Below are 25,072 nucleotides of genomic sequence, written 5' to 3'. Positions count from 1 at the left end.
AGCGTCCGCGAATGCCACTCCCCGCGGCACGACCGTGCGCTGCCAGACAGCTACGGCTGCAGCAGCACGTTCAGGCCACGCTCGAAGTCGGCGATGCGCCGCTGCAGAGCGTGATGGCCACCGTTGACGAGCTCCGACACCCGGACGATTCCTGCGTTTTCGGCAACATCGTTGAGGTTGCGGGAGGTCCAGTACCAGGCGGCCGTGGTGAAAGCGTTCTCGGGCGCTGCGAGCCACTCGGGGTTCGACACGAAGTCGACTCCGGTGTGCTGGCTCACCTTTTCGTAGTTGTGGCGGCCGGTGATCTGGATGGCGCCACGTCCTTTGTAGCGCTCGCCGTCACCCGGGTGGACGTTGCCGAGGTCGGCGCGGCCCTCATAGGCGCGTCCCGATGCGTATTCCTCGAAGGTCCGGAACGAGTCGGACTCGACGGCGAGCTGTGCGATGAACGCAGCCTGACGAACAGGCGTGTCGATGCCGTGGCGGATCATCGCGTCGTTCAGAGGGTTGATCACCTCTGCGATCTTCTCCGGCGCGATTCCCGGAACGATGCGTGCCAGCTCGTCCGGGGTCACGACGGGGGGTGCGGGGGCCGGAGCCGGCTCGACCACCTCGGGGGCGGCCTCTGCAGGCTCGGTGGCCTCTGTGGACCCTTCAGTGGATCCCTCGGGCTCCTCTGAGTCGACGGATGCGGTAGCGTCCGCCGTGGCCCACCCGGCGGTGGAGAGGCCCTCGAGGTCCAACGACTTCAGCAGTCCGGTCGGCTCCTCGTACCGAGTCGATACGGAGGGGGCCGGAGAGGCGTCGGCAGTAGCGGTACCGACTCCGGCAGCGGTAGTGATGACAGCCGCAGCGGCGATGGCAGCGCGCAGACGGCGCGAAGATGAAACGGACATGAGTTCTTGCTTGCTCCAAGATTCGGCCGAGAGTTCGCTCGGCCTCTGACGGGGAACCGCGGGCGTTATCGAACGGAGATCATTTCTCCCGTTATCGATGCCCATCGAGCGGTTTTAAGGTCACAACCAGGTAACGTCGCAGCTAGGGACCTTTTCAAGGCATCGTGGCGAAGGCCATTCCCGTGTCCTTCTCGTGACGGCCGACGCATCCAGCCTCGTTACCGTCGTTCCGAGCGCGCTTCGATCTTGCTCGACCGCTGGGGCGCCAAAAGTGGAAACCTCCGGATCGACATCGCGATCCAGAGTGCTCTGTGCATCGAATATGTTGCGCCGCAACATAATTGCGAAACCGTCGCGAGTCGGTCATGGATGTCGGATCAGCGCGCTTCCGGAGGGATGTCCGGGTGCGCCGCGAGCGGACAATGCCTACCCTTACTCGCCGAGGAAAGCTCCCCGTCGTTACCGAATGTCGAACCGGATCGTGCTGGAGGACACATCGGCGACACCTTTTCGTGACCAATGGTTGATCTTCGGAGAGCGTTACAGAGCCTGTGACCGGTGGGGACGAAGAGGCAGCGATTGGTATCGGGTGCGTGATGTGAAAGATGTTGTGCGAGTACACGGGATGCGCGCCTGATCCGTGCTTGAACCCCTGTGGCCCTGCCCGCACCCGATCACGCCTGCACGGTCTACGTGATCACGTTGGAAACGGTCATTGCTCAGGACGTGTCGATACTCCACTCCCGATGTGGTGACCGCGTGTCGATCGTGGTGCAGGTCCTGATCAGTGATCGCGCCACTTTCTCTGCCGTGTGCACCGGCAACCCGACCACAACTTGTCGCAGCTGACGCGCGTTGGGCAGCTCGATCGAGCCGCCGCTGCCGCCTCCGCGAACCTGTGGCTCAGGAGAACGGTGAAGACGATCGCGAGTTTCCATTCATCGCTCATGCCAGGCGTGCGGGTTCTGCTCGCGACCTCGGTAAACGGCGAGGAGAAGGCGTTGGACCGCAGCCTGCTCGATGCCACCCGAGTTGTCGGCAGCGAAGTCGGCAGACACGGGCCGCAGCCGAGCGTCGAAGGCGTCGCAGATGAGCCCACCGCCGTGGCAGGTCAGGGTGTACGGCTAGGTGTCGCCGTGGGGCGGGTGTGGAGTGTGTTCACGGCACGCGGTAGGTCCACTCGGGATTGGTGAATTTGGTGTCGACGAGGTCTCGTGCCGCGGTGAGTTCGGTGTCGGTGTAGGCGCTGGTGTGGGTGTTGTAGTGGGTTCGGAAGTGGGTGAGGAAGGCGGCGATGATGTCGTCGCGTGTCATACCGGTTTGTGAGCGCATGGGGTCGACTCGCTTGCCGGAGCTGGTGATGCCTTTGTCGGAGATTTTTTCGCGTCCGATGCGGAGCACGTCGGTCATCTTGTCGACGTCGATGTCGTAGGCCATCGTGACGTGGTGGAGCACTGCGCCGGCGGCGAAACGCTTCTGCGCGGCGCCGGCGATCTTGCCGTGTTCGGAGGCGATGTCGTTGAGTGGTACGTACCGAGCCTTGATGCCGACGTCGGCGAGTGCGCCCATTACCCACTGGTCGAGGAAGGCGTAGGAGCGTTCGAAGCTCAGTCCGTCGACCAGGGAGGTGGGTACCGACAGCGAGTAGGTGATGCAGTTGCCGGGTTCCATGAACATCGCGCCGCCACCGGAGATGCGGCGGACGACGCCGATGCCGTGGCGCGCCGCGGCTTCCTCGTCGACTTCGTTGCGCACGGATTGGAAGGAGCCGAGGACGACGAGCGGTGCGTTCCAGTCCCAGAACCGGAGGGTCGGGGGGCGGTTGCCGGAGGCGACTTCGCGGGTGATCACCTCGTCGAGGGCGACGTGTAGCGCAGGGTCGAGGCTCACCGGTTCGATCACATCGAAGGTGTGGTCGTGCCAGGTGGTGGCGTGGCCCAGGGCGCGGCGGATCGCGATGCCGACGGATTCGGGGGTGAAGCCGATCATCGACACGTCGTCGTCGAGCGCGTCGGCGATAGCTTTGCCGAGCGTGTCGGCGCTCGCGGTGGTCGGCATGCCGGTCACCGCCGCGACGATGTCCTCGAGTGCCTCGTCGGGTTCGAGGAAGAAGTCCCCGAAGAGGGACACCTTTGCCAGCTGTTCGTCCTCGACCTCGACGTCGACCGCCACGAGTTTGCCGTCGGGGACTTTGTACTCACCACGCATTCCAGCAGCCTATCGACCCGGCGTCGGCGCCTGGACCACGTGTGGTGACAGCGCACCGGGTCGACACGCGGTGATCGTTGCGGGAGCCTCGATTTCGCTCCTCCGCGGGGACAGGAGCGCGGTATGAACGTAACGAGGATCACCACCGATCTACCGGTCGCGGATTCCGGCCTGGATCGCCGACAAGTTCGACGCGTTCAGCGATGACGTCGACCCCGAGGACGTCGTGGGCATCACGGCGCTGACCTGGTTGACGGGAACCGCGTGGTCGGGACTCCGCCCGTACTCCGACCGGGCCGGCGGAGACGATTCGGACTGGCGGGCGGACGAAGCCGCAGACGATACATCGCAGGATGTGGAAGGCGCAGGCCAAGGCGTTCGCCGCGGCCGCGAAAGCGACGAATGGAGCACTCCCGCTGAGAGTGGGAAACTCCAAGCCGCGTCCTTGATCTTTCCTCGGGATACCGGCGTGCCCCCGGAGTCGCTGGCGAGGCGGTTCTATGACGTCGCGCAATGGAGCACGCACGACAGGGGCGGGCACTTCGCGGCGACCGAGCGTCCGGAGGCCGTTGCTCGAGACCTTCTGCAGGCTGCACGCGTGTTCGGCGGGGGGAGAGGGTCGGACCGCTCGAACATAGGGTGCACGGGAGACTCGTGCTCCCGCACCGCATCTACATCGGGCTATCGCTCAGGACCCTTGGGTAGTGGGGGCCGCACCGGTTTTCCCGATCTATTTTCGTATGCGGGGGAGCGGGGTCGCTGAACGTCGCGTGATGCCCAGCGCGGGAGAAGGATTGAGCACCGGGTCGTCCTGTTACGACAGCGTCCGCCGATACCTGTAGGAATGAGACGTTCGCCCGTCGAACGAAAACCCGGATAGGAGTGAGTCACCTCAGACGAGAAAGTATTCTGGACTGGACGGAAAAGCTAGAAATACCGAACAACTCATTCCACAAAAACAGCCTTGAACAGCCCTGGCACATCACTTTCGGGACTCGTCGCTGGATACACCCACACCGTATCCACTCGCTTGGGGCTCAACGCGCGCTCCGATAGGCGGTTGTCCTCGGCGTCGTGGAGCATGCCGCACACGAGCCGGACCGCAGGACCGCGCCGGAGCTCGCGGGATTCTCGAAAACGACCTGCTGACCTACACCCTGCTGCACCGAAGCCGGCTCACTCGCCGGGCGACCTTTTGGCAGCGTCGGGAGAGCGGCTGGACGATTCTCTACCACCAGGGCACTCCGGTTGCTGAACCGTCGGCGCAGGACACTGGCCGCGCGGTGCACGCGGTGAGTGAGGTTGCGGGTGGTTACCCTCGAATCATGACTGCACTTCCCGATTCCACCTCGGACACGAACACAGCGGTGGCCGGACTCGAGAACACCTTCGCCGAGGAGTTGGGCGAGCTCACCGTTCCGTGGAAGGGCGTCCCCGCTCCCGCTCCCGCACTCCTTGTGCTCAACGAACAATTGGCGGCTGATCTCGGGTTGAGTGCCGAGGCACTGCGCAGTGAGGACGGGGTCGCGGTTCTGTCCGGCTCCGCTGTGCCCGCCGGATCCACGCCGGTGGCGATGGCATACGCCGGTCATCAGTTCGGCGGCTACGCGCCGCTTCTCGGTGACGGGCGGGCGATGCTGCTCGGCGAACTCGTCGATGCCGGCGGCAGGCGAGTCGATCTGCATCTCAAGGGATCCGGGCCTACCCCGTTCTCCCGCGGCGGTGACGGCTTCGCAGTTGTAGGGCCGATGCTGCGGGAGTACCTGGTCAGCGAAGCCATGTCAGCACTCGGTATTCCGACGACGCGCGCACTTTCGGTGGTGGCGACGGGCCGAGATGTCCGCCGTAACGGTGCCGAGCCGGGCGCCGTGCTGGCGCGGGTGGCGTCCAGCCATCTTCGGGTGGGCACGTTCGAGTACGCGGCGCGACAGGGAGAGGTGCTGCCCAGGCTCGCCGACTACGCGATCGCCCGTCACTATCCGGAGCTTGCCGATCTGCCCGCAACGGGCGACGACAACCGTTATCTGAGGTTCTTCGACGCAGTCGTCGAGGCACAGGCGTCTCTGGTGGCGAAGTGGATGCTCATCGGCTTCGTTCACGGCGTGATGAACACCGACAACACGACCGTCTCCGGGGAGACCATCGACTACGGCCCGTGTGCTTTCGTGGACGCCTTCGATCCGGGAGCTGTGTTCAGTTCGATCGACCGCGGCGGACGATACGCATTCGGTAACCAGCCTGCCGTTCTGACATGGAACCTGGCCCGTTTCGCCGAGACACTGTTGCCCTTGCTCGCGTCGACACCCGACGACGCAATCACCGCGGCGTCGGCAGTGCTCGACACCTTCGACGACCGTTACGACGGCCACCTCACAACGGGAATCGCAGCCAAACTCGGGGTCGCCGGCATCCGCATCGAGCGAGCGCTGGTCGACGACCTGCTGACCGTGATGGAAGAATCCGGTGCCGATTGGACGGGCAGCTTCCGCGCTTTGGCGGATGAGCTTCGCGGGGACTCCGCCCCTCTCGATCGCCTCGTGCCGCGCGCGGCCATCGGTCCGTGGCTGGAACGATGGAATGCACTCTTGGCGCGACAGGGGAGGAGCCCAGCGGAGATCGCGGACGCGATGGACCGCGTCAATCCGCTCTATATCCCGCGAAATCACTTGGTCGACGCGGCATTGCGGGCTGCCACGGAGGGAGACCTCTCACTCTTCGGCAAGTTGCTCGAAGTCGTCACGCAGCCGTTCGAGCGGCGCGACGAATGGTCGGACTACGCGGTCCCCGCACCACGACTGTTCAACGAGTCCTTCCAGACGTTCTGCGGAACCTGATCCGGCAATCGATCCAGGTCAGCCCTCGACGACGGTGCCGCAAATACCGCATTCCTCGAACTGCCGACGATTCCAGCGCGCGACGGGAACGAAGAACACCGTGACCTGTTTGGATTCGCGCAGCCTTCTCCACTGGGTCGTGTTGTGGCAGCGCGGGCACGTGCGAGTGTGTCCGTCGCCGAGGTATTGCCGTTTGGTGCCGTAGCCGAACAGAAAGAACATCGCGTCAGCATAGGCGGATTCATTCGTCCCGCCCGACACCACGATCGGGCGCGCTCATGTCGCCGGTTCCCGGGGTGCCTTCGCCGAGTCCGTAACGCAGGTACACGGTGCCCTTGGGATCGGCGACCGGTGGTGCGAGCAGCGTGACGTTGGTGGGTACTTCGCCGCCGTCGAACACCTTCTTTCCGACGCCCAGCACTATCGGATGTATCCAGAGGTCCAGACGATCGAAGAGTTGCTCACGCAGCAGGGTCTTCACGAAGTTGAGACTCCCGACCACCTTTGTGTGCTCGTGCCGCTCGCGGATCTCGCGCACGGAACCGGCCAGATCCGCCCCGAGTTGTGTGCTCCCGGCCCACGACAGGTCGGGGGTGCCTCGGGAGGCCACGTACTTCGGGACCCTGTTGAACAGTGTGGCGATCGCGTTGTCCTCGCCACCTTCCTGGTGGGGCCAGTACGCGGCGAAGATGTCGTAGGTACGCCTGCCGAGGAGCAGCGCGTCCGTCCCTTCGTACGCCGCGCCGATCTGAGCCTCGGTGACCTTGTCCAGTAGGGGTGCTTGCCAGCCGCCGAAGGGGAAGCTGTCGTCCGGATCCTCGTCCGGTCCGCCGGGCGCTTGCCCGACGAGGTCGAGGGTCGCGAACAGTTCGATCTCGATGAGGCCCATGCCCTACCTCCGCGCTGTGGTTCCGTTGTCGACGGGACAGACCCGGTCGGGCAGAAGAACTCATCGCATATCGGCGCAGCCGAAGCGCCACAACGGAACTTGCCCCCGACGTACGCTGGCCCGATGGGATTGCTCCGGTACTCCATCAACATCACTCTGGACGGATGCTGCGATCATCGCGCGGTGCCTGCGGAGGAAGAGCTACAGGAATTGCACCGCCACCACACCGCGAATCTCGAGCGGGCGGACGCGCTGCTCTTCGGCCGCGTGACGTACGAACTGATGGAGTCGGCGTGGCGACAGTCGCCGTCGTCGGCAGAGAATCCCGACTGGACGGACCCGTTCGCCCGGACGATCGACGCAGCGAAGAAGTACGTCGTGTCGAGCACGCTCCCGAGTGTCGACTGGAATGCGGAACTTGTACAGGGGGACCTTGCCGAAGCCGTTCGGAAACTCAAACAGGACGCGCCCAACGGTCTGTTCGTCGGAGGGGTGCAACTCCCGCTCGCGTTGGCGGAGTTGGGGCTGATCGACGAGTACGAATTCGTGGTGCAGCCCAGGATCGCCGGCCACGGGCCGACGTTGTTCGCGGGGTTGTCGAAGCCCCTCGAGCTGCGCTTCCTGGACCGGCACGAGTTCGGTGCGGGAACGGTGGCGATGCGGTACGAACCGCGACGGTAGCGGCCTGCGATGCTGTTGTCGTGACCCGTTCGTGTGGTTCGGTCGTCGACGAACCACACGAACTGTGGAGGACCGATGCCGAACCGAGAGAACCCGATGCCGAACCGAGAGAACCCGATGCCGCGCGCCGTGCGCGCACGCGCCGCCGCGACCGCTATCGGGTTGGTTACCTCCGGAGGGTTGCTGGCGATATGTGGCGTCTTGCTCGCGTCTGCGCACGACGTGCCTGGGGTTCTGTCCGGATCGATGGTCGTTTCAGGGTTGATCTGCAGTGTCGTCTTCGGCTACCGAGCGCGAATGAACAACCCGGTAGCGAATCCTGTTTCCGATCCTCATCGGTGACCGCTTCGTCGATCAGGGTTCCGCAGCGGAAGGGTTGATCGGACCGGGGCATCGGGGAGTTCGCGTGGTGAGCGGGTGCCGAAGGTGGATCTGGCGCCGGCCCACGCACGATTACGCCTTCTTCTGCTTCTTCTTTCGTTGCTTGCGGGAGCGTTTCGCGGGGCGCCGTCCGGGTTTTGCCGGCTTCTCGGACGTGTCGGCGGGACCATCCGAAGAATCGTCCGATTGCGCTTCGAGAAGTGCGCGCGCCATCTCCCTCCGGAGACTGTCCATCAGTTCGGGTGAACGGAGGAGGAAGGTCGCTTCCTGGAGCGCGATGTACCGCTCTTTCGAGATCAGCACAGCCTCATGGTGTTTGCCCGTGATCTCCACCGCGACGGTATCGTCGTTGACTTCCCGCACCAGCGCACCCAACTGCTCGCGAGCGAACTTGACCGTGGTTGCTCGCACTCCCGTGGACTCCATTCCCCTGCTCGACCGACCCCCGGCATCTTCGCACCGCCCGGCCGGAAACAGCCCGGGGACACGACGCGGCGCATCACACAGTTTCAGCGCCACCGTATAGATAGGCAGGCGAGTGACAGGGCGGGGTTAGAGGGCGCGCGACAGTCACGATCGAGTGCTGTCACCGATCGCGGCAATTGGCTTCGCAGCACCGGTGTTCCTCGGTCGCAGAAATCTGGGAGCCGATTTCTGTTTCCCCGATGATGCTGAGTACGACGAGCTCCTGAACGTGGTGGTTTTCGGCTCGCAGTCCATCCTGGGTAGTTGCGGTGATTTCCGCGCAGTCCGTGGAGGCATTTATTGCCCGGGAAGTGGTCAGACATGTTGCCTGGGGCGCATCCGCGGCCAAGATCGACCTTGGCCACAAGCTCAGTATCCCGACATCTCGGTCGGGAAGATTTCTCCTGCAGTGGATCTGGGTCGAAGGCCATACAGAGGCACGGTGGTGCTGCCGAACTGCGGGGAAACAGACGCACACTTCATCGGGGGACGCTGGATCCGGCGCGGAGTACGGGCGAACCGGTTTGAACTTCAAGCAGGAAGGGTCGCACCCAGAAGGAGTGGTCACCGAGGCAGTCTTAGACGTAGGCGAAGTCAGCCTGTGCGCGGTACCGACCATCGCGGGCCGGACCAAAGATCACGAGTTCATCCGCTCTCATCCGGATGGCCCCGGGCGCTAACGGCGGTCTGGACCGCAACCACCGCCGGAATTCAGTGGCCAGTCGTCTATGCCGATGATCCGGCCAGTGACGGGGCGGTAGACAGCTATAGTGTCGACAGACCCGAGATCGGGAGGTCGAATGATGGATTCTCGGTCCCGATACATTACGTCTCCCGAGGACGCCGAGCACTTTGCGGCTGCACGGATGAGGGAGATGGGGTTTCCCGACGCGAGGGTGACCCGGCGCGGTGCCGATGGGGGCATCGATGTTGTTGCCCGGCGTGCAGTCGCGCAGGTGAAGTGGATGCATTCAAAGGTCGGGCGGCCGGATCTTCAACGTCTGTACGGCGCACGAGGCACGGAACATTCCATCGCCATGCTGTTCTTCGCGGAGTTGATCTCCCCTTCGCCGTACACCCCGCATGCCGTCGAGTATGCAAACGAACACGAGATCGGCCTGTTCGCCTACACCACTGACGGCACGCTGTTCCCTCAGAACCGACACGCCAGAGACTTCGCAGCCGGCATCGATCGAGTCCGAGCCGCACGCGCCGCAAAGCAAGCGCGCCTGAAGGCTGCTCATACTCTGGTGTGGGCGGCTCTGCTGATTTGCTCGATCTGTGGGCTGCTTGTTTCCGCGTTGGTGGACATGTCCGCCATCAGGCTGTGGATCGTCTTCACCGTGTTGTCTTTGTTGGGACTGGCGCTCGCCCGGATCTATCGGCCAATGGTGGATTAAGGCTTACATCCGGCACGTTCAGTTCCACTTACCTGACCTCTCCGTATAACAACTGGGGTCAAGATGGTGGATAATCTATTCACATGCTGCTGGGGCGCAATTGGTTTATGTAACGCGTACGTGGTCGGACTCGGGGCGTGGGATGCGGTCAAGACCACATCCGAATACTAGATGTTCCGGCCGAGATAAGATTCGGCGATCTGTGACGTCAATCCGCGAGCAGGGGGTCGTCCCCGCCGACTAGCTGCTGGTCTGAACAGTCAGGTGGGTGCGAGTGCGGTTCCTTCTCGAACGCGACGCGGGGTCGCGTAAACCGCGCAGTGCCACAGCCTGCTGATTTCGCAGCGTTGGCCGCGCTGTAGTCGCCGGATTCGTAGTCGGCGGGAAGACATGTGCGCAAGAGGGCGGATAGCATCGGTTACTTGCGGTTGACCGGCCTCGCCTGTGCGGACACTGTCGACAAATCGACTCTAGTGCCACATAGCCATTCAGACCACGTTGATCACTTCCGATCTGTTTTCACGGTGCGGTGGAACGTCCCGACCGGATCGGATTATGTACGCACTAGGATTCGCCCCATGCTGCGCCGACTCGACCCGATGACCGCATACGGCTCGCTAAGCAAAGACTTTTGGCCCACCACGCTTCCCTTGGGCAGGCTCAGTCGTCTACGGCCACAACGGCAGCGGCAAGTCCTCCTTCGCGTCACTTCTGCTTGAGATTGCCTACCGCCTCACTGCCACGGGTGACGAGAACCTGCGTCACGCGGAGTTCGATGGAATGGGTGGCACCCGGAAAGCTGCTGTACTCGTAGAGCGGTCCGAACGCGACCCCGGCGGAATTGAGGATGCCGACGCAGATTCCGTCACCGACCGTCAACACTGGGGGAGGACGGAATTCGGTGGTGGCGCACGATCGTGGTCCGGTGTTCGAGACCCCGAGTCGGCAGGGATCGGCGGCGCTCGCGGCGCCCGGTGCGACGACGAACATGGCAGCCCGACCAGTCCGATGACTGCCGCGGAAACTGATCCGTGTTGGTATTCATGCCTCGATCATCGTGGGGTAACCGACGTTGATCACACGATTTCGGCATTGTTGGTGAATTCTTCGAAAAGGAAGCCGATTCGAGTACTCAGTCGGCTTCGGTACTCGGTTGTGGGAATCGACGCTGGAATTCCTATTGTTCGCGCAACTAATGGGTAAGGTGTATCCGGCGCCGAATCCGCAACGGGCACCACCGGATCGGTGCGTCGCAAGGCACCTCAGCACTCGACGCCACCCCGATATCGGAGCGACACGGGATGGCCGAGGGCACCACCGAGTGTTCACGCGAATTCGAATGCGCCCTCCACCGTTTGTGCCACCTTCCGAGTCCCCGGAGACCCCAGCGCGGTGGCGAGATCCGAACCGTCGTGCTCGGCGAGCAGTTCCCCGCCGGACCACACCAGCAAGGTCGCCGCAACCGTGTGTTCGGCGACCGAGTGCGACAGGTCGTAGTGCGCGCAGCCGGGTACTCCCGAATACGTGATCCACAGGTCGAATCCCGTCATGAACAGATCCAGATCGAATTGCACACACAGACTGAGCAATTCGCTCCGACCTGTGTCGTCGACTCCCGCGAACGCTTCGTCGAGCGCCAGCAGACGTGGGGCATGCGGATCCGCCGAATCCAGCATCACGTGCGCCGCCGCGAACAACGGCAGGTGCAGCGACACCGACTGTTCACCACCCGAGAGCGCCGAATGCCGCGCGGGGGTCAGCTTGTCGTCGCTGCCGTCCGCGCCGATCAGGCTGAACGAGAACACCCGCCACCGCCGGTAATCCAAGGTTGCGGCAAGGATCTCCGGATACGAACGCTCCGGGTGCGCCGCCCGCTCCGCGCGAATCCGCGACGCGAAGTGCGCCCGCACCGCTGCCAGATCCTCCGCGGACAGCGCCGACGTGTCGCGGTCGAGCAATTTGCACACCGCCCGGGCCTGATCGTCGAGATGGTCGGCGAGCACCCAGTGCACCCCGATCGTGTTGCCCGACGACATGTGCCGCGCTCGCATCTCGGCACCCATGCGTGCGATGAGATCGCGGGCATCGACGGTACGTTCGTGGATCTGCTGGGCGAGCCCCGCCAGCAGCGCATCTTCGAGGATGCGGCGTTCGGAGTCGGTGAGCAGCAATTCCTGGTCGCGTCGGGCTTGCCCGATCCGCACCGCGAACTGGCCGACCGACGAGAACCCGTGTTCGTCCTGTACCTGAACCACCGTCAGTCCGTCGGGCGCATCCCACCGCAGCCGATAGTCCTGTGTCCTCGCAAGTTCCGTATCGAACTCCTGCACGGCGACCGTGAGTGCGGTCCGCGCCGCTTTGCGAGCCGATTCGCTCGCTCGGACCGTCTCCGTCGCGCCTGCCAGCGACCGGAACAGCGCATGTACCTCCGCGGGCAGCACGGGAACGTCGGTATCCGGTTCCGCCTGCCGGATCCGGTACAGCAACTGATCCGGTTCCAGCCATGCGGCGGAGCTCGCCGGCCACGCGTGCGGTTGCGCTGTCCCCAGCAACGCCAGCAGGTCCGGGCGGGCGAACGGTGCCAGTTTCTCGGCGTCGGCGCGGGATTCGACGAGCGCGGACCGTAACGTCTCCTCGGCGGCCGTCTGTGCGGCCTCCGACTTGCCGATGCGCCCGAGCGCCACCTCGTGCGCCTTCCGGGCGGTCCGCTGAGCAGCCCTGGCCGCCTCGATCCGTGCACGAGCCTGCGCGAGTTGCGCATCGATCTTGTCCGCGCCGGCGCCGAGCGCGTCCCGTAGTGTTTCCAGCTTCTGCTGCTGAGCGGCGAACGACTCTTCGGAAACGGCCGACTGTTCCGCGGCTTCTTCGGCGACGCGGTGTGCCTCCTCGAGCCGGGACTGTGCCTCCCGCGCACGTTCGGTGTTCGTCGCGTGCTCCCGCAGTGCTCGCAGCAGCGCCTGCCCCTGCGAGCGGAAATGCCGGACTGCAGCGTCCAGGCTGTCGAGCTCGCGTCCCTCGTGGGGGGTGCGGTGGCGGGCGGCGGTCGACCGCAGCTGTTGCTGCCCGGTGGCGAACTCGGTGAGTGCCTGATCGAGTTCGCGGTCCGCGGCCGCTGCCGATTCCGTGGACGTACGGAGCGCGCCGGCGCACTCGGTGACCTTCCGCAACGCGGCGAGCACCGTACCGGTGCGGGGCAGCGAAGCGGCGGCGTCCGCGAGCCCGTCCAGCCGGTCGCCGAGGCTGCGATGCTGTTCTTCAAATGCCTGCACCGTGGAATGCGCTTCGGCTATTGCGCGTTCGAGTTCGGTGACGCGCAGTCGGCGTCGACGGGCACGGGCGGTGGCGCCGATGAACTCTGCGTGCTGTTTGGTGTGCCTGCCCATCTGCGTGCCCTGCCGGAAACCGCCGGTGGGGTCCACGGACACGGCGACCCCACCGGCCGGTGCGGACGTCAGCGCGATGGACTCGAGCACCTCGCTGACCTCGCGCTCGGGAACCTCCGTGTCGGGTTCGGGTACCAGCACATCGGCGAGCGTCGGACCCGGCGGGCGGTGTTGGGCGGGCACCGCGACGAGGAACTGCTCCGACTCGACCTCCGGCAGCTCACCTCCCGTACAGATCCACCCGTCGAGCAGGTTCGCTGCCTGCAGCGCCGCTTCGATGCCGGCTGCGTCCTGTGCGGCGACGTCGTCGCGGAACCGCACCAGCCGCCACAGAGGCGCACCGGGCAGCGACTCCCGGCTTCCCGTCCTGGCGGAGAACGGCGGGGGAGCGTCGTTGTGTTCGGCGACCACTTCTTCCCGTTCGGCTTCGAACTGCGCGATCTGCACTCGGAACGCCGCGATGTCGGAGGTGAGTGCGCGTCGCCGGAACCGGAGTTCTTCGACGGCGGGCGCCGTGTGTGCGCTGAGCACGGCGGCCGGTGCCGGGGCGTCGTCCTGCCCGGCGATCGTGATCGCCGCGTCCAGTGTCTCGAACAGATCCGACGAAATTTCTTCCCGGGCATAGCGTTCGGCGTGTTCTTCCCACCAGGTCCGCAGCTCGTCCGTCGTCTGTGCCCGCGCGAGTTCGACGACGGTTTCCGCCGCTTCCACGGCTGCGGTGGCCGACTCGCGCTGGGTGCGGCTGCGTGTCGCGGCCGCCTCGGCCCGCGCCCGGGATGCTGCCGCGCCGTCCAGGTGTCGCGACGCCGCGCGCACCGCGCGGATGTCGGCGTCGCGTTCCTCCGCGCGTGCCTCGAGAGCGGCGACCAGCCGATCGCCGCGCTCCGAGTAATCTGCTGTGTGCCAAGCGATGCCCGCGTCTGCCGCGGCCTCCTGGAGGGCGTCTTCACAGCGGGTCCGCGCGGACACCGCGGCGGCGAGAGCGGCCTGGGCCCGCTCGAGGTCGTCGGCGCGCTGCGCGACGGCACTGCGGGCCCGTGCCGCCTGCTCGGCCTGCGCCACGGTGGTGCGTTCGAGATTGGCCACAGCCTGGGCGAGGTCGTCGAGTTGCTGTTTGCCTTCGTAGGCACTCGAGCGCTGAAGGGCTTCGAGATTCGCGCGGGCCTGTTCGAGGTTTCGTTCTGTCGCGGCGAGGGCTTCTTCGGCGCGGGTTCGTTCGGTGGCGGAGGTTTCCTTGTCGGCGGTGGTCGACCGCAGCGACACGATCGCAGCGTCGACGGTCGTCAGCCGCGCGCCCACCTGGTCGACTTCCGCGCGTGCCTGCTGCCGGAGATATGTCGTGTACACCGCGACGAAACTCTGCGCCGCGTCATCCGCGGCCGCCAGCGACTCGAGGGTGCGCGCGACCTCCTCCATGTCGGAGAAGGAGCGAGCAGCCTCGACCAAGAGTTGATCGTCGAGGGGGCGCAGACCGTCGGTCAGCGCCTGCGACAGTCCTTTCGGATCGAGATTCTTCGCCAGCTGGGGTCGTCGCAGGGTGAGGATCAGATTGATCAACTGGTCGTACCGCTGGGCGCCGAGCCCGAACATGCGCGAGTCGATCGCCGCCCGGTAGTCCGCCGCGCGGTCGGTCACGCATTCGCCGCCGATCTGTTCGATCAGCTGTTTACGGGTGAGCGGGCGGTCCTCGGCGTCGAGCAACGAGAAATCGACGCCGACGCGTCCGTCGACCACGAAATACCAGCGGGTGACCTTGTCGGTTCCCCGGGTGGCGCGCATGCCCACTCCGACGGTCACGGCCTCCGGTTCGTCGGCCCGCCCGCGGCAGAACTCCATCCAGACATACGAATACGCGCTGTCCTGTCCCTGGTAGAGCAGGTTCGAGCGCATCGTGCGTTCCTCACCCGCGAACGGGTTCAGCCGACGCGGTTCGATGCGGCCGTCGAACACGAACGGGAACAGCACCTCGAGAGCCTTGGTCTTTCCCGACCCGTTGGGGCCGCGCAGCACGAGGCGTCCGTCCGCGAACGAGAACTCCTGGTCCCGGTAGTCCCACAGATTGATGATTCCGGCGCGGGTGGGCCGGAAACGGGCACTACTCATGACTCTCCGTCTCGCTCGTCTCGTCCGGGAACAGCTCGATCCGGGGATCGCGTTTGCGCACACTGACCGTCGCGCCCCGGAACCGTGCCAGCGCGGGCAGGGCGAGCACCCCGCCCGGAATCCGGGCCACCAGTCCCAGTTTCGCCAGCAGGCCCACCGCAGCGTCGGCGAGACCGGCGGGGTCGGCCTGCCATTGCGCGGCGAAGGTCCGCCCGTAGGTGTCGACGAGCCCGCCGATGGTGCTTGCCAGCCAAGCGTCGTCGACCATCGGGTGTCCCGGCTGGTCGCTCTCCCCGGAGGGAACGTCCGGTGGCGGGGCGTCGGGGTCTTCGGTGGTCGCCAGGGTCGCGAACACCGAAGACCGGGGCAGGGCGGCATCGATCGCCGCGAGGAGCGTGTCGTGCTCGTCGCGTGGGATCCGGTGCCGGGGCGGCGGAGCCGAATCCGGGTCGAGCACCCGGTCGCAGATCTCTCCGGCGAGCAGCAACGCGACCTGCGCGACGGTACCGGTGCCGGGGAACCGCAGGTCCGACATCCGGGCCGACGTGTCCACCAGAGCGACTCCCTCGGCGCGTCGCTCGGCGACCAGCCCGGTGAGCAGTTCCAGATCGGCGGTGGTGCGCGGCAACGCGAGTTGCAGCGCTTCGGCGTCGTCGAGGCCCTCCGCGTAGACCACGGGACGCTGGATCAGTGCGTGTCGGATCCGTTGTGCTGCCTCGGCGCGCCCACCGTCGGAGGCACCCGAACTACCGTCCTGCCCGGCGAGCAGACCGCGCACCGAGTGCAGATGCTGGAGCGCTTGCGCGGGGCGGAACAGCGCGGCCACGACCGACCGGTCGATGTCGTAGAGGGCTTCACCGATGTCGGGATCGGTCGCCCACGCGCCCGCGTCACCGTCGGCGAGGGCAATGGCCCCGCGCGTGGCGAGCCACGCCACCGCGTCGACGAAGGCGTCGCGATCCACGGCGCGATCGGTGACGAGATCCACCCCGTCGACCTGTGCGGCATCCGCGGCGACGTGGTCGGCGAGCTCCGACAGGCTGATCTGTCCGCCGGCGCGGCCCAGCGCGGCAAGAGCCAGCGCCAGGTAGGCATAGCGGCGCCGATCGAAGGGACGGTCGGTGTGCGTGGCGGTACCGGCACCCGGATCGAGCCGGTCTGCGACGGTGAACAACCGGGCGGTGGTCTCGGTGACCTCGAGCCGGTAGCCGAGGAGTTCGCGAAGGTCGTCGCGCAATTCGGTCGCCCAGCGCCGCAGCAACGGCAGGGCGTTGCCGTCCGGATACGTCGAGGTCACCAGGTGGTGGGAGAGGATCAGACGCGCCGCCCGCTGATACGAATCGAGCTCGAGCGGCGCGATGGCGTGGGCCCTCACTGCACGTCGACCGTGAGGCCGTCGAGGTACAACCGGCCACGTGCGGTGCGCACCACCGTCGATTCGGTACTCGGTCGCAGCGTGAGCTTCACCCCGTTCTGTGTGCCGGACGTCTCGTCGCGCACGCGTCCGGCCACCGGCACGCGCGCCGACAACGCCGCGTCGATCAGGCTGAGCAGTACCTCGGTTTCCGGCTCGGTCAGCTCCCGGTCCCGTACACCACCGGCGCCGAGCGACCGCGCGGCATCGGCACGGCGACGCTGCGTGTCGAGCTGCACTTCGCGTAGCCGGCGGATCGCGGAGTCGTTGCGCTGCACCCGACTCGGCGCTCCGGCAGCCGGCGTCCGGCCGGTCTCGGCGAGCGTGCGCGAGATCTCCACCGGCGGTGCGTCCCACCACGAGCGGCTGGACGGCACGATATCGGCGTCGGGGTGCGGCATCGAGAAGTGCCGGGGGCGGCCCAGATCGAACACGGCCCCGAACAGCCCGTGGGCGGCCTCCTCGCTGGGGGCGGCGGCGAACCATCCCGCCAGGTGCCGCAACTGTGATTCGCGGCTGACTCCGCCTCGGCGGTTCTCGGTCAGCCGGCGCAGCAACGCCAGCACCGCCGCGATCGCGTTCATCGTGCCCTCTCGCAGTCGCTCCGATTCGCTCGGCGCCGACCCCATCCCGGCGAACCAGTGCTCGACTCCGCGCCACCGCTGACGCCAGTCGGCTTCTCGTTCTTCGAAGGAGAGCAGCACCCGCTCGTCGTGCGCCGCCGCGAGAGCGGGCAACCTCTCGGCGCCGGTCGCCTCGACGCGGGCGAGTGCCGCGGTGAGCTTCGGTGCGTACCGGGCGAGATCGGAACTGAACTCGCGCATGTGGGAGAGCAATGCGTCCTTGTGGGTGAGAAAGACCTCGGGGGTGATCTCGGTGGTGCGCACCAGATCGCCGAGCGCCAGGTAGAAGCGGGCGGCGCGTTCGGCCATGTCCGAGAGGGTGGCGTCGAGCCGGTTCAGTTTCCGGTACACCAGCTCGCCGTCGCCGGACTCGTTGGCGGCGGCGAGTTCGGTCAGATCTGCGAGAAGATCGGCGAGCGCGAGGCGGGAGAGCGCCACGTCGTGTCCCCGCCCGGTCAGCACGTCGTCGACGGCGCGGAACGCCTGGAATCCGGCCTGCCCGAACTGGTAGACGAAGTGCCGGTTGCGGTACTCGGCGAGGGTGACGGCACGGGTGCCGTCGTAGCTGCGCTCGAGCACGCCCCACGCGTGCAACTGTTCGAGCAGAGGAGCGACCTGCGCGGAGGTCAGCGCGGCCGCGGGATCGTCACCGCCGATGCGGTCCAGTACCGACGCGACGTCGGCGGCGTGCAGCAGCACGACGTAACTGGCCCGGGCATGATCGAACGCTCGCAGCACCCACAGATACTCACTGCGCTTTTCGGCGGTCGCGAACGCGAACAACCGTAACCGGTCGTCCCGCACCGTCGGGTCCTCGACCGTCCGGGTGCCGGACCGACCTGTTTCGCTCACCGTGACAGGGTAGGCGGACGACCCGCCGGAACCCGCATCACCCGTGGCCCGTGTCGGTCCGCCTCTCTATTCTGGTTCCCGCAACAAGGCGCGACCGTAGGAGGGGTGATGCCGGATCCCGGGACCGGTTCGGGTGCCGCGACGTGGGACGAGATGGCCGAACGGCTGCTCGGATCGCTCGCCGGCAGGCCCACCGGATTCGTCCTAGAGATCGGCCCGCGCGACTACGTCCCGGTCGACGACGAACCCGGCGACGTGGTGTGTGCCCAGATCCATGTGCTCGCCGACGGTGTGCTGATGGTTCGTCGTTCCCGCCGGGAACTCGCTCGTCTGATGTTGGTCGACCACTCTCCGGCGGGCCTGGCACTCGACCTGTGGCACTTCGACGATCACTTCGACGATTGCACCGACGGCTATCTGTTCAGCCGCGACGTCCGTCTCGTCGTCGACACCTGTGTCACCTGGTTCCGCGACGCCGAAAACATGTCGTCGGCCGACGAACTGGGCTGCAGCTTCCGGTTTCCCGACGAGCTTCCGCGCACCGACACGACGATGCCGTAGCGCGCCGCTGGGCGAGCGCGGCGTGTCGGGGTCGGGACGGGACGCGTCGACGCGGTCCGCGGACGCTCAATCCAGGGCGACCGTGCTTCCGGGGTGCAAGGTGACGGTCCGGTCGCGGCACATCACCTTGATCGGGCGGTGATCTCCCGGTCCGGCGGTCACCTCCACCTTCCGGCCGTGGACCGACACGTCGAGGTAGTGCCCGCGGTAGCGCATCGGAAACTTCAGGGGGCCCAGGTGTTCCGGCCACTGCGGGTTCAGGATGAGACGGTTGCCCCGTGTTTCGAGTCCGGTGAAGCACCGCTGCAGCAGGTCGATGCTCCCTGCCATGGCTGCCAGGTGGATGCCCTCCGGCGTGGTGCCGCCCTGGATGTCGGTGACGTCGGAGACGAGGACTCTCTCGAAGTACTCCACGGCCTCCTCGCGATGGCCGCGCGCGAGTACCCACGAGTGGACCACGGCGCTGAGCGTCGAACCGTGGGAGGTGCGCGCGAGGTAGTAGTCGATGGTCCGGGGGATCGCGTCCGGTTCGAATCGGTAGCCTGCTCGCCCGAGCAGATCTCGCAACTCGTCGGCCGAGAGCAGATAGAACAGCATCACCACGTCGGCTTGTTTCGAGGCGCGATACCGGTTGACGTCGTCGCCTTCCGCCTCGAGTATCCGGTCGAGGCGCGCAATGTCGCCGTACCGCTGGCGATAGCCGTCCCAGTCGAGTTCGGCCAGGTCGCCGTATCCCTCGAACTGGCTGAGCACCCCGTCGTGGAACGGAACGAAGATCCGCCGGGTGACATCCGTCCACCGGGCGAGTTCGTCCGCGTCGAGGTGGAGACGGTCCATCAGGTCGGTACGATCCGGATCGGCTAGGGCGGCGAGCGCTTCGACGGCGCGAAGAATGACCCATACCGCCATGACGTTGGTGTAGGCGTTGTTGTCGATCCCGTCGTACGGAGCCTCGGGGTAGCCGGAGTGGAACTCGTCCGGCCCCACCACGCCACGGATGACGTAGCGGGACCGAACCCCGTCGTACGACGCGAGACTCGCGAAGAACCGTGCGATCTCGACCAGCATCTCGGCGCCGCACTCACCGAGGAAGGCGAGGTCGCCGGTGACCTGGTAGTACTGCCAGACGTTGAATGCCACGGCGATGCCGATGTGGTGTTGCCGACGGCTGGGGTCCGGCAGCCACCGGCCGGACCGCGGATTGAGGTGCCACTGCTGGCTTTCCTCGCGGCCGTCGCTCCCGGACTGCCACGGGAACATCGCGCCTCGGAGCCCGGCGGCACCGGCGGCGCGCCGAGCCTCCGGCAGTCTGCGGTACCTGTACATCAACAGCGAGCGGGTCAGCGAGGGTTTCCTCAGATTGAGCACCGGAAAGACGAACAACTCGTCCCAGAAGACGTGCCCGCGGTAGGCCTCGCCGTGCAGGCCGCGGGCCGGGACACCCGCGTCGATATCGGTGGTGTTCCGCGACAGGGTCTGCAGCAGATGCAGCATGTGCAACCGCAGGATGCGAGACGAATCCTCCCGATCGGCGAGAGTGATGTGCGTCCGGCCCCACAAGTGATCCCACACCCGGACGTGATCGCCCAAGATCTCGTCGAACGTCCCCAACGTGGACAACAGTCGGGTGGCCCCGTCGGCGGGGTCGGAGACCGCAGAATCGCGTCCGGTGAACACGGTCACCGTTTTCTCCGCCGTGACCGTTCGGCCTTCGTCGACGTGGACACTGACGAAATGGCCGATGCTTCCGTCGTTTTCGAACAGGCGATGGGTGCTGTCGTATCCGTTTCCGTTCGAACGGATCGTGGTGCGCGCTGCCGTGGCCAGCGGGATGTGCGACTGGTTCGTCTGCATGCTCAGCACCACCGAGTCGGATGTCACCTCGTGGGCGTCGACCGGCACGAGGTGGTGATCGGCCAACTCGCGGTAGCGGTCGACCAGCGTGTTGCGGACCGAACCGTCGAGAGACGACCGGAATTCCACGACACCCGTCCAGTCGTGCGCCACCACGGTCGTCTGGAGCGCCCCGACATGCGCGAGGTGCATCGCGACGAACCGGCGCTGGAGCACCGTGGTCGTCCGCCCGGCGCTGTCGCGGAACCGCACCCGGCGCGTGAGGACAGCACGCCGCAGATCCAGGTACTGGCGGTAGTCGAGCAGGTCGACGGTGTCCACATCGAACCACGGACCACCGTCGATCCGGAACGTCAGCGGCAGCCAGTTGGGCGCGTTCACCAGACTCTCGTTCACGAGCGTCATGTCCGGCCGGTCGTCGCGCAACCGGTTGTAGAGTCCGGCGATGTAGGTGCCCGGATAGTGCGCTCGGCCCGCCACGGCTTCGGGTGCGCACCCGCGCGTGGCGAAGAACCCGTTTCCCAAGGTGCAGAGCGCTTCCCGGAGTTTTTCGGAGGCGGGGTCGTAGTGGTCGTAGAACAGACTCCAGCCGCCTGCCCGGGAGGCATCCGACGGGTTGCGGTCGAGTACGTCGGCCACCAGGTCGAGCAGTTCCGTCACTCCGGACGTGCCGTTCACCGCGAAGCGCGCCGCGGACCGTCTGTCCTCGGCTGCGCGGTGCCGCACGACGATTCCGACGCCGTCGTGCGGCAGCACGTCGAAGGCATCCTCGTCGAAGGGTTCACCCCCGATGTACAGGGGCGCGACCGAATCCCCGTCGCCGACGACGCCGAGCACCCAGCGCAGTGCCGTGCCCTTGTCCCATCCCGGCCCGGGTTGCAGTTCCCAGAAGTCCTGGCCCCGCGCGACCCGGAGGTCGCCGTCGTCGCGGGCGTCGTAGACGGCTGCGGTGACCTCGCCGATGTAGTCGTCGGGTGTGTTCGCGTCGTGCACGACCACGGTGGACGGTGTCGGGTCGACCCGCACAGCCGGCACGTCCTGCAGTCGCTCGGTGAGAAACCGGGAAACTCGTTCCATGATGGGTTTCACCGTGCGGACGCCGGGGTGTTCGTGGGTGGCACCGTCCGGCGCGCCGAGTTCGAATCCACGATTTCCGGCGTACCAGAGGCCCGGAATTCCGATCAGGTCCTGCACATCGGCGAGGTCGCGGCCGCTGAGCACCACCACGGGACAGGCGTGCGCCAGCCGGGCGAGTGCGTCCCGCAGGTCCGAGGTCGGTGCGGTCTCCGCGGTGGCACTGTCGAGGTCCAGAACCACGACGGGCTCGTGAACCCGCAGCAGCGCCGCCAGGTCGGCCTCGGATTCGAGCGGGTCGGGGATCTCCGACAGGTGGTGATCCCTTGTTCTCAGGTCGATGTCGTCGAGATCCTGCACGACGGCGTCGGTGACCCCTACCGGGAACTCGCCCGCGCGGTCCTTCCGTTCCATTCCGATCACGAGCGCGAATCCCGCGCCGCGCGCCATCGCGATCATCTGTCCGTCGGCCGTGACGAGCACCGCCGACGACGACGGGATACGGAGTCGGGCGAGGGCTTCCTGCGGTGTCGGTTCGTCCACCGCGACCGACAGCGCCTCGTCGAGGCCCGCGTCGGCGAGCATTTCCTTGGCGTCTCCGCGCGGCGAGAAGACCGTCACCCCCACACCGGCACGTTCGAGACGGTGGAGCAGTCTGCGCAGCGACTCCGCCGGGTGCTCCTCGGAATGCCGGTTATCGGGCGTGGCGGGCCGAGAAAAGTCCGGGACGATGCCGAGGTCGACGACGACTGCGCTGTGCCGTCGCAGATCGACCCGCGGCCGAATCATGTCACCGTTGTCGTGCTGCACTGTGGCCTCCCCGATACGAACGGACCCGAATTTCGTGTTGCATCAACAGGCGGCAGGAGGGACGCTCGAATGTGGCTGTCCGCCTGTCCGTGACAGCCGTTGGGGACGAACTACACAACGGACACTATCCGGGCGATGGGGCGCACGACGTCGAAAAGGGCAAGACCCGTGCGGCGCACGGACCGACGACGTCTGTGTCGGGGCAACCCGTCCGCTTCGAATCGAGGGACCCACATGCGTTATGCATCCCGTTTTCTTGCTCTGCTGTTCGGAATAGCGCTCATCGTGTTCGCCGCCGGTGGAGCGGGCGCCCAACTCACCGTGACGGACAGCCCCGGGGTGACCACACCGCCGGCCGCATCAGAACCGGAGGATCCGCCGTCCACGACGCAGCCACCCGCCACCACGGGCACCCCGCTGCACAACAATCCGTATACGTACCCGGTGCCGCGCAATCCGGAGTCGCGGGTTCCGATCCAGTCCGTTCCCGCCGGATCGATCTTCAGGCGCTGACGTGAGAAAACGACCGGGCGTCGCGGCGCTGGGGATCGCCGCGATCCTGTTCCTGGGGGGCTGCGCCGACTCTCCCTCGGAATCGGGTCCTTCGGAATCGGCTACGTCGTCATCCGTGACGCAGGGCAAAAAGGATATGCCGCTGCCGGTCGCGGCGAGCACCGACGACCCCGCCGCACCGGTGGCGCTGACGCTCGACGGCGGGAGCGCTCCCATCGATCCGGTCGCCACCGACGCAGACGGCAGCTTGCTGCCTCCGCGGGACGTCTCCCGACTCGGGTGGTGGGTGGACTCCGCGCTGCCCGGGGAAGGGAGCGGTGCCATCGTGATGACCGGGCACATCGACGATGTCGATCAGGGGGAGGGATTCGCGGCGCGATTCGCCGGACTGCGCGAGGGCGCCGAGATCGCTGTGACGACAGCGGACGGTAGTTCACGGCAGTATCGCGTCGACCGTCTGCTCAGCGTCAGCAAAGACGGTCGACTGCCGCTCGACGAACTCAATCGGCTCGACGGCCCCGAAACGTTGGTGCTCGCCACCTGCGGAGGGGACTTCGTCGGTCCACCACTGGGCTATGCGAACAACGACTTCGTGTTCGCCACTCCGACGGGCGAGTAGGTCGGCGACCCTAAACACGGTCCGCACCGGCGTCCCGTGGATCGCCGTGCCGCCGGTGGGTGCAGAGCGGAGCGTCGTCCGTCAGTCGTCCGAATCGGGGCGTGGTGAGTCGTTGCCGGCGTCCGGGCGGGCAACGGATCCCGCTGCCGTTCGTGCACGGCCGAGTTCGGCGCGCACGGCGTCGAGTTCGGTCCGGCATCCGGTGAGTTCGGCGCGCAAGTCACCGATCTCCGCTCGCAACTCGTCGCCGCGTTCGCGGGAGGCCGTCTCCGCAGCGCGAGCGGCGGCCGCCGCCACCCGCGCCTGCTCGAGATGGTCCCGAAGGTCGGCATTGCGATCGCGTTCGGCGCCGAGTTCGGATTCGAGGCGGGCGACGGTCGCGGCGTCGCGTTCGAGTGCCGCGCGAGCACGGGCGAGATCGTCGCGGGCTCCGGATAGTTCCGTTGCCACCCGGTCGCGTTCGGTGGTGGCGTCCTCGAGATCCCGCCGGCAGGTGGCGAGGCTGTCGTTCAGTTCGGTGATGGTCCGATGCAGGTCGGAGACGACGCGGTCGTGTTCGGTCTCTGCGTCGGCAAGGCGGCCCTGCAGGTGTTGCAGGGTGTCGGCGTGGTCGTCGCTCGCGCGAGAGATCTCTTCGTCGTGAGTTTGCTGCAGCCGGCGGATCTGCTCGGCGTGGGCGGCCCGGGCGTCGGCGAGTTCGGCATCGACCGCTGCGACGGCCGCGTCGGCGTTGTCGCGGTCCTCGGTGGCCTGCGCGAGTTGTTCCCGGAGTCGCGCGATCTTCGCGTCCGCGTCGGCGCGCACCTTCGCCAGTTCCGTGGCGGCCCGGGTCATCTGTGCTTCGACGGCGTCGGCGTCGGTGAGTTTGTCGACGGCATCGGTGATGCGCGTGGTGATGGTGGCGTACTGCTCGAGGGTGGTGGTCGCGAGCGTCCGTAACGCCGCGGTGGTCGTGGCGAGCGTCGAGATCGCGTCGTCGGGTGTCGCGGACTCCGCGGCGGCAGGGGAGAGAGCGGCTGCCTTCTTGGCGCGTTCGCGCGCGCGGTGGGCGCGCACCCGATCGGCCGCCGACGCGTACTTCCGGGGCCGGCCGACGCGAGCGGGTGCCGCGTCGGACGCCGGGTCGGGGGAGTCGGCGGTGTCGCCGTTGTCCGGGCGGGAGTTGTCGGGGGAGGGGCTGGTCATGGAGTCCTCGTTGTCTCGCATCGCGTCCGCACGCCCGATTTCCGGGCTTACGTCACGCTATCGGATATTTTGTATCGATACAAGAGACGAAACGGATTACGAAATGAAACGTAACGTTATCGATTGAACTGGCGATTTGACCGAAATAATGCGCAACGAAACTGATGACGTTACGTTTGGCGGCTCGTTCGGAACGCTTCAAAGCGTGCAAAAACGGCCAGAGGTCGGTTCTGCTCTGATCGTCATAATTCCCTCTTATGGTGAGTTGCTCCCCGGATGGAGAGAAAAACTGTGCACCCCTTTGCGGGAAGCCTTTTGTGGGCCGAC

Annotated in this window: 17 protein-coding genes; 6 read left to right on the top strand and 11 right to left on the bottom strand. The window is 66.4% G+C overall.

The genetic code is table 11. From position 1 onward, the window contains the following. Window positions 1-50 precede the first annotated feature (50 nt). Together RDCOP1_RS01080 and lplAB are read right to left on the bottom strand one after the other, a co-directional pair. Window positions 51-896 (bottom strand): glycoside hydrolase family 19 protein, encoded by an 846-nt coding sequence (locus RDCOP1_RS01080; protein ID WP_072698228.1) that lies wholly within the window; start codon window positions 894-896, stop codon window positions 51-53. A gap of 1,158 nt (window positions 897-2,054) precedes the next feature. Then, on the bottom strand, window positions 2,055-3,104 hold the full coding sequence (lplAB, locus tag RDCOP1_RS01075) for a lipoate-protein ligase LplAB (RefSeq protein ID WP_072698227.1): 1,050 nt from the start codon (window positions 3,102-3,104) through the stop codon (window positions 2,055-2,057). A 1,325-nt stretch (window positions 3,105-4,429) separates the two neighbouring features. Here lplAB and RDCOP1_RS01070 point away from each other — a divergent pair. Further along, window positions 4,430-5,938, top strand: coding sequence for a protein adenylyltransferase SelO (locus RDCOP1_RS01070; RefSeq protein WP_072698226.1), 1,509 nt, complete (start codon window positions 4,430-4,432; stop codon window positions 5,936-5,938). Window positions 5,939-5,956: 18 nt separating this feature from the next. Here the strand turns inward: RDCOP1_RS01070 and RDCOP1_RS01065 are convergent, their stop codons facing one another. Together RDCOP1_RS01065 and RDCOP1_RS01060 are read right to left on the bottom strand one after the other, a co-directional pair. Continuing rightward, window positions 5,957-6,160 carry a zinc-ribbon domain-containing protein gene (locus RDCOP1_RS01065; RefSeq protein WP_072698225.1) on the bottom strand — a complete coding sequence of 68 codons (204 nt, stop codon included), beginning with the start codon at window positions 6,158-6,160 and terminating at the stop codon, window positions 5,957-5,959. A gap of 19 nt (window positions 6,161-6,179) precedes the next feature. Next, on the bottom strand, window positions 6,180-6,827 hold the full coding sequence (locus RDCOP1_RS01060) for a dihydrofolate reductase family protein (RefSeq protein ID WP_072698224.1): 648 nt from the start codon (window positions 6,825-6,827) through the stop codon (window positions 6,180-6,182). Window positions 6,828-6,950: 123 nt separating this feature from the next. On the opposite strand from RDCOP1_RS01060, the gene RDCOP1_RS01055 reads away from it, so the two are divergent. Then, the gene (locus RDCOP1_RS01055) at window positions 6,951-7,508 is read left to right on the top strand and encodes a dihydrofolate reductase family protein (RefSeq protein ID WP_072698223.1); all 558 of its coding nucleotides are present in this window, start codon (window positions 6,951-6,953) and stop codon (window positions 7,506-7,508) included. Between the two features lie 453 nt (window positions 7,509-7,961). Here the strand turns inward: RDCOP1_RS01055 and RDCOP1_RS01050 are convergent, their stop codons facing one another. Beyond that, window positions 7,962-8,300 (bottom strand): type II toxin-antitoxin system Phd/YefM family antitoxin, encoded by a 339-nt coding sequence (locus tag RDCOP1_RS01050; protein ID WP_231922943.1) that lies wholly within the window; start codon window positions 8,298-8,300, stop codon window positions 7,962-7,964. 854 nt (window positions 8,301-9,154) lie between these two features. Between RDCOP1_RS01050 and RDCOP1_RS01045 the strand changes: the two genes are divergently transcribed. After that, on the top strand, window positions 9,155-9,754 hold the full coding sequence (locus tag RDCOP1_RS01045; RefSeq protein ID WP_072698221.1) for a restriction endonuclease: 600 nt from the start codon (window positions 9,155-9,157) through the stop codon (window positions 9,752-9,754). A gap of 705 nt (window positions 9,755-10,459) precedes the next feature. Here RDCOP1_RS01045 and RDCOP1_RS01040 read toward each other — a convergent pair. The 4 genes from RDCOP1_RS01040 to RDCOP1_RS01025 form a co-directional block, all read right to left on the bottom strand. After that, complete coding sequence (locus RDCOP1_RS01040; protein ID WP_072698220.1) at window positions 10,460-10,744, bottom strand: hypothetical protein; 285 nt, start codon at window positions 10,742-10,744, stop codon at window positions 10,460-10,462. Window positions 10,745-11,079: 335 nt separating this feature from the next. After that, the gene (locus tag RDCOP1_RS01035; RefSeq protein ID WP_072698219.1) at window positions 11,080-15,240 is read right to left on the bottom strand and encodes a TIGR02680 family protein; all 4,161 of its coding nucleotides are present in this window, start codon (window positions 15,238-15,240) and stop codon (window positions 11,080-11,082) included. Beyond that, window positions 15,233-16,615, bottom strand: coding sequence for a DUF2398 family protein (locus RDCOP1_RS01030; RefSeq protein ID WP_072698218.1), 1,383 nt, complete (start codon window positions 16,613-16,615; stop codon window positions 15,233-15,235). Before RDCOP1_RS01030 ends, RDCOP1_RS01035 begins: the two co-directional genes overlap by 8 nt. Beyond that, on the bottom strand, window positions 16,612-18,081 hold the full coding sequence (locus RDCOP1_RS01025) for a TIGR02677 family protein (RefSeq protein ID WP_072698805.1): 1,470 nt from the start codon (window positions 18,079-18,081) through the stop codon (window positions 16,612-16,614). The genes RDCOP1_RS01030 and RDCOP1_RS01025 overlap by 4 nt, the downstream gene beginning before the upstream one ends. Before the next feature lie 156 nt (window positions 18,082-18,237). Between RDCOP1_RS01025 and RDCOP1_RS01020 the strand changes: the two genes are divergently transcribed. Next, window positions 18,238-18,690, top strand: coding sequence for a hypothetical protein (locus tag RDCOP1_RS01020; RefSeq protein ID WP_072698217.1), 453 nt, complete (start codon window positions 18,238-18,240; stop codon window positions 18,688-18,690). Window positions 18,691-18,756: 66 nt separating this feature from the next. On the opposite strand, the gene otsB is transcribed toward RDCOP1_RS01020, so the two are convergent. Beyond that, window positions 18,757-22,407: a trehalose-phosphatase gene (otsB, locus tag RDCOP1_RS01015; protein WP_072698804.1), complete on the bottom strand. Its 3,651-nt coding sequence runs from the start codon at window positions 22,405-22,407 to the stop codon at window positions 18,757-18,759. 255 nt (window positions 22,408-22,662) lie between these two features. Here otsB and RDCOP1_RS01010 point away from each other — a divergent pair, with 255 nt between their 5' ends. Both RDCOP1_RS01010 and RDCOP1_RS01005 read left to right on the top strand, forming a co-directional pair. After that, complete coding sequence (locus RDCOP1_RS01010) at window positions 22,663-22,941, top strand: hypothetical protein (RefSeq protein WP_072698216.1); 279 nt, start codon at window positions 22,663-22,665, stop codon at window positions 22,939-22,941. 115 nt (window positions 22,942-23,056) lie between these two features. Then, a complete protein-coding gene (locus tag RDCOP1_RS01005; protein WP_231922941.1) occupies window positions 23,057-23,560 on the top strand; it encodes a class F sortase in 504 nt (167 codons plus the stop codon). Window positions 23,561-23,641: 81 nt separating this feature from the next. On the opposite strand, the gene RDCOP1_RS01000 is transcribed toward RDCOP1_RS01005, so the two are convergent. After that, a complete protein-coding gene (locus RDCOP1_RS01000) occupies window positions 23,642-24,745 on the bottom strand; it encodes a coiled-coil domain-containing protein (RefSeq protein WP_174555749.1) in 1,104 nt (367 codons plus the stop codon). Window positions 24,746-25,072: the final 327 nt, after the last annotated feature.

The organism is Rhodococcus coprophilus NBRC 100603 (assembly GCF_001895045.1).
Classification (GTDB): domain Bacteria; phylum Actinomycetota; class Actinomycetes; order Mycobacteriales; family Mycobacteriaceae; genus Rhodococcus; species Rhodococcus coprophilus.
The sequence above is the reverse complement of the archived record's forward strand: the minus strand, read 5'-3'. Positions and strand labels throughout refer to the sequence as shown.

Excerpts from the sequence above, each read along its gene's own strand:
- RDCOP1_RS01010 (WP_072698216.1), top strand. The coding sequence starts at position 22,663 with ATGCGTTATGCATCCCGTTTTCTTGCTCTGCTGTTCGGAATAGCGCTC.
- RDCOP1_RS01000 (WP_174555749.1), bottom strand. The coding sequence starts at position 24,745 with ATGACCAGCCCCTCCCCCGACAACTCCCGCCCGGACAACGGCGACACC.
- RDCOP1_RS01045 (WP_072698221.1), top strand. The coding sequence starts at position 9,155 with ATGATGGATTCTCGGTCCCGATACATTACGTCTCCCGAGGACGCCGAG.
- RDCOP1_RS01080 (WP_072698228.1), bottom strand. The coding sequence starts at position 896 with ATGTCCGTTTCATCTTCGCGCCGTCTGCGCGCTGCCATCGCCGCTGCG.
- RDCOP1_RS01020 (WP_072698217.1), top strand. The coding sequence starts at position 18,238 with ATGCCGGATCCCGGGACCGGTTCGGGTGCCGCGACGTGGGACGAGATG.
- RDCOP1_RS01060 (WP_072698224.1), bottom strand. The coding sequence starts at position 6,827 with ATGGGCCTCATCGAGATCGAACTGTTCGCGACCCTCGACCTCGTCGGG.
- RDCOP1_RS01040 (WP_072698220.1), bottom strand. The coding sequence starts at position 10,744 with ATGTTCGTCGTCGCACCGGGCGCCGCGAGCGCCGCCGATCCCTGCCGA.
- otsB (WP_072698804.1), bottom strand. The coding sequence starts at position 22,407 with ATGATTCGGCCGCGGGTCGATCTGCGACGGCACAGCGCAGTCGTCGTC.
- RDCOP1_RS01055 (WP_072698223.1), top strand. The coding sequence starts at position 6,951 with ATGGGATTGCTCCGGTACTCCATCAACATCACTCTGGACGGATGCTGC.
- RDCOP1_RS01035 (WP_072698219.1), bottom strand. The coding sequence starts at position 15,240 with ATGAGTAGTGCCCGTTTCCGGCCCACCCGCGCCGGAATCATCAATCTG.
- RDCOP1_RS01065 (WP_072698225.1), bottom strand. The coding sequence starts at position 6,160 with ATGTTCTTTCTGTTCGGCTACGGCACCAAACGGCAATACCTCGGCGAC.
- lplAB (WP_072698227.1), bottom strand. The coding sequence starts at position 3,104 with ATGCGTGGTGAGTACAAAGTCCCCGACGGCAAACTCGTGGCGGTCGAC.
- RDCOP1_RS01070 (WP_072698226.1), top strand. The coding sequence starts at position 4,430 with ATGACTGCACTTCCCGATTCCACCTCGGACACGAACACAGCGGTGGCC.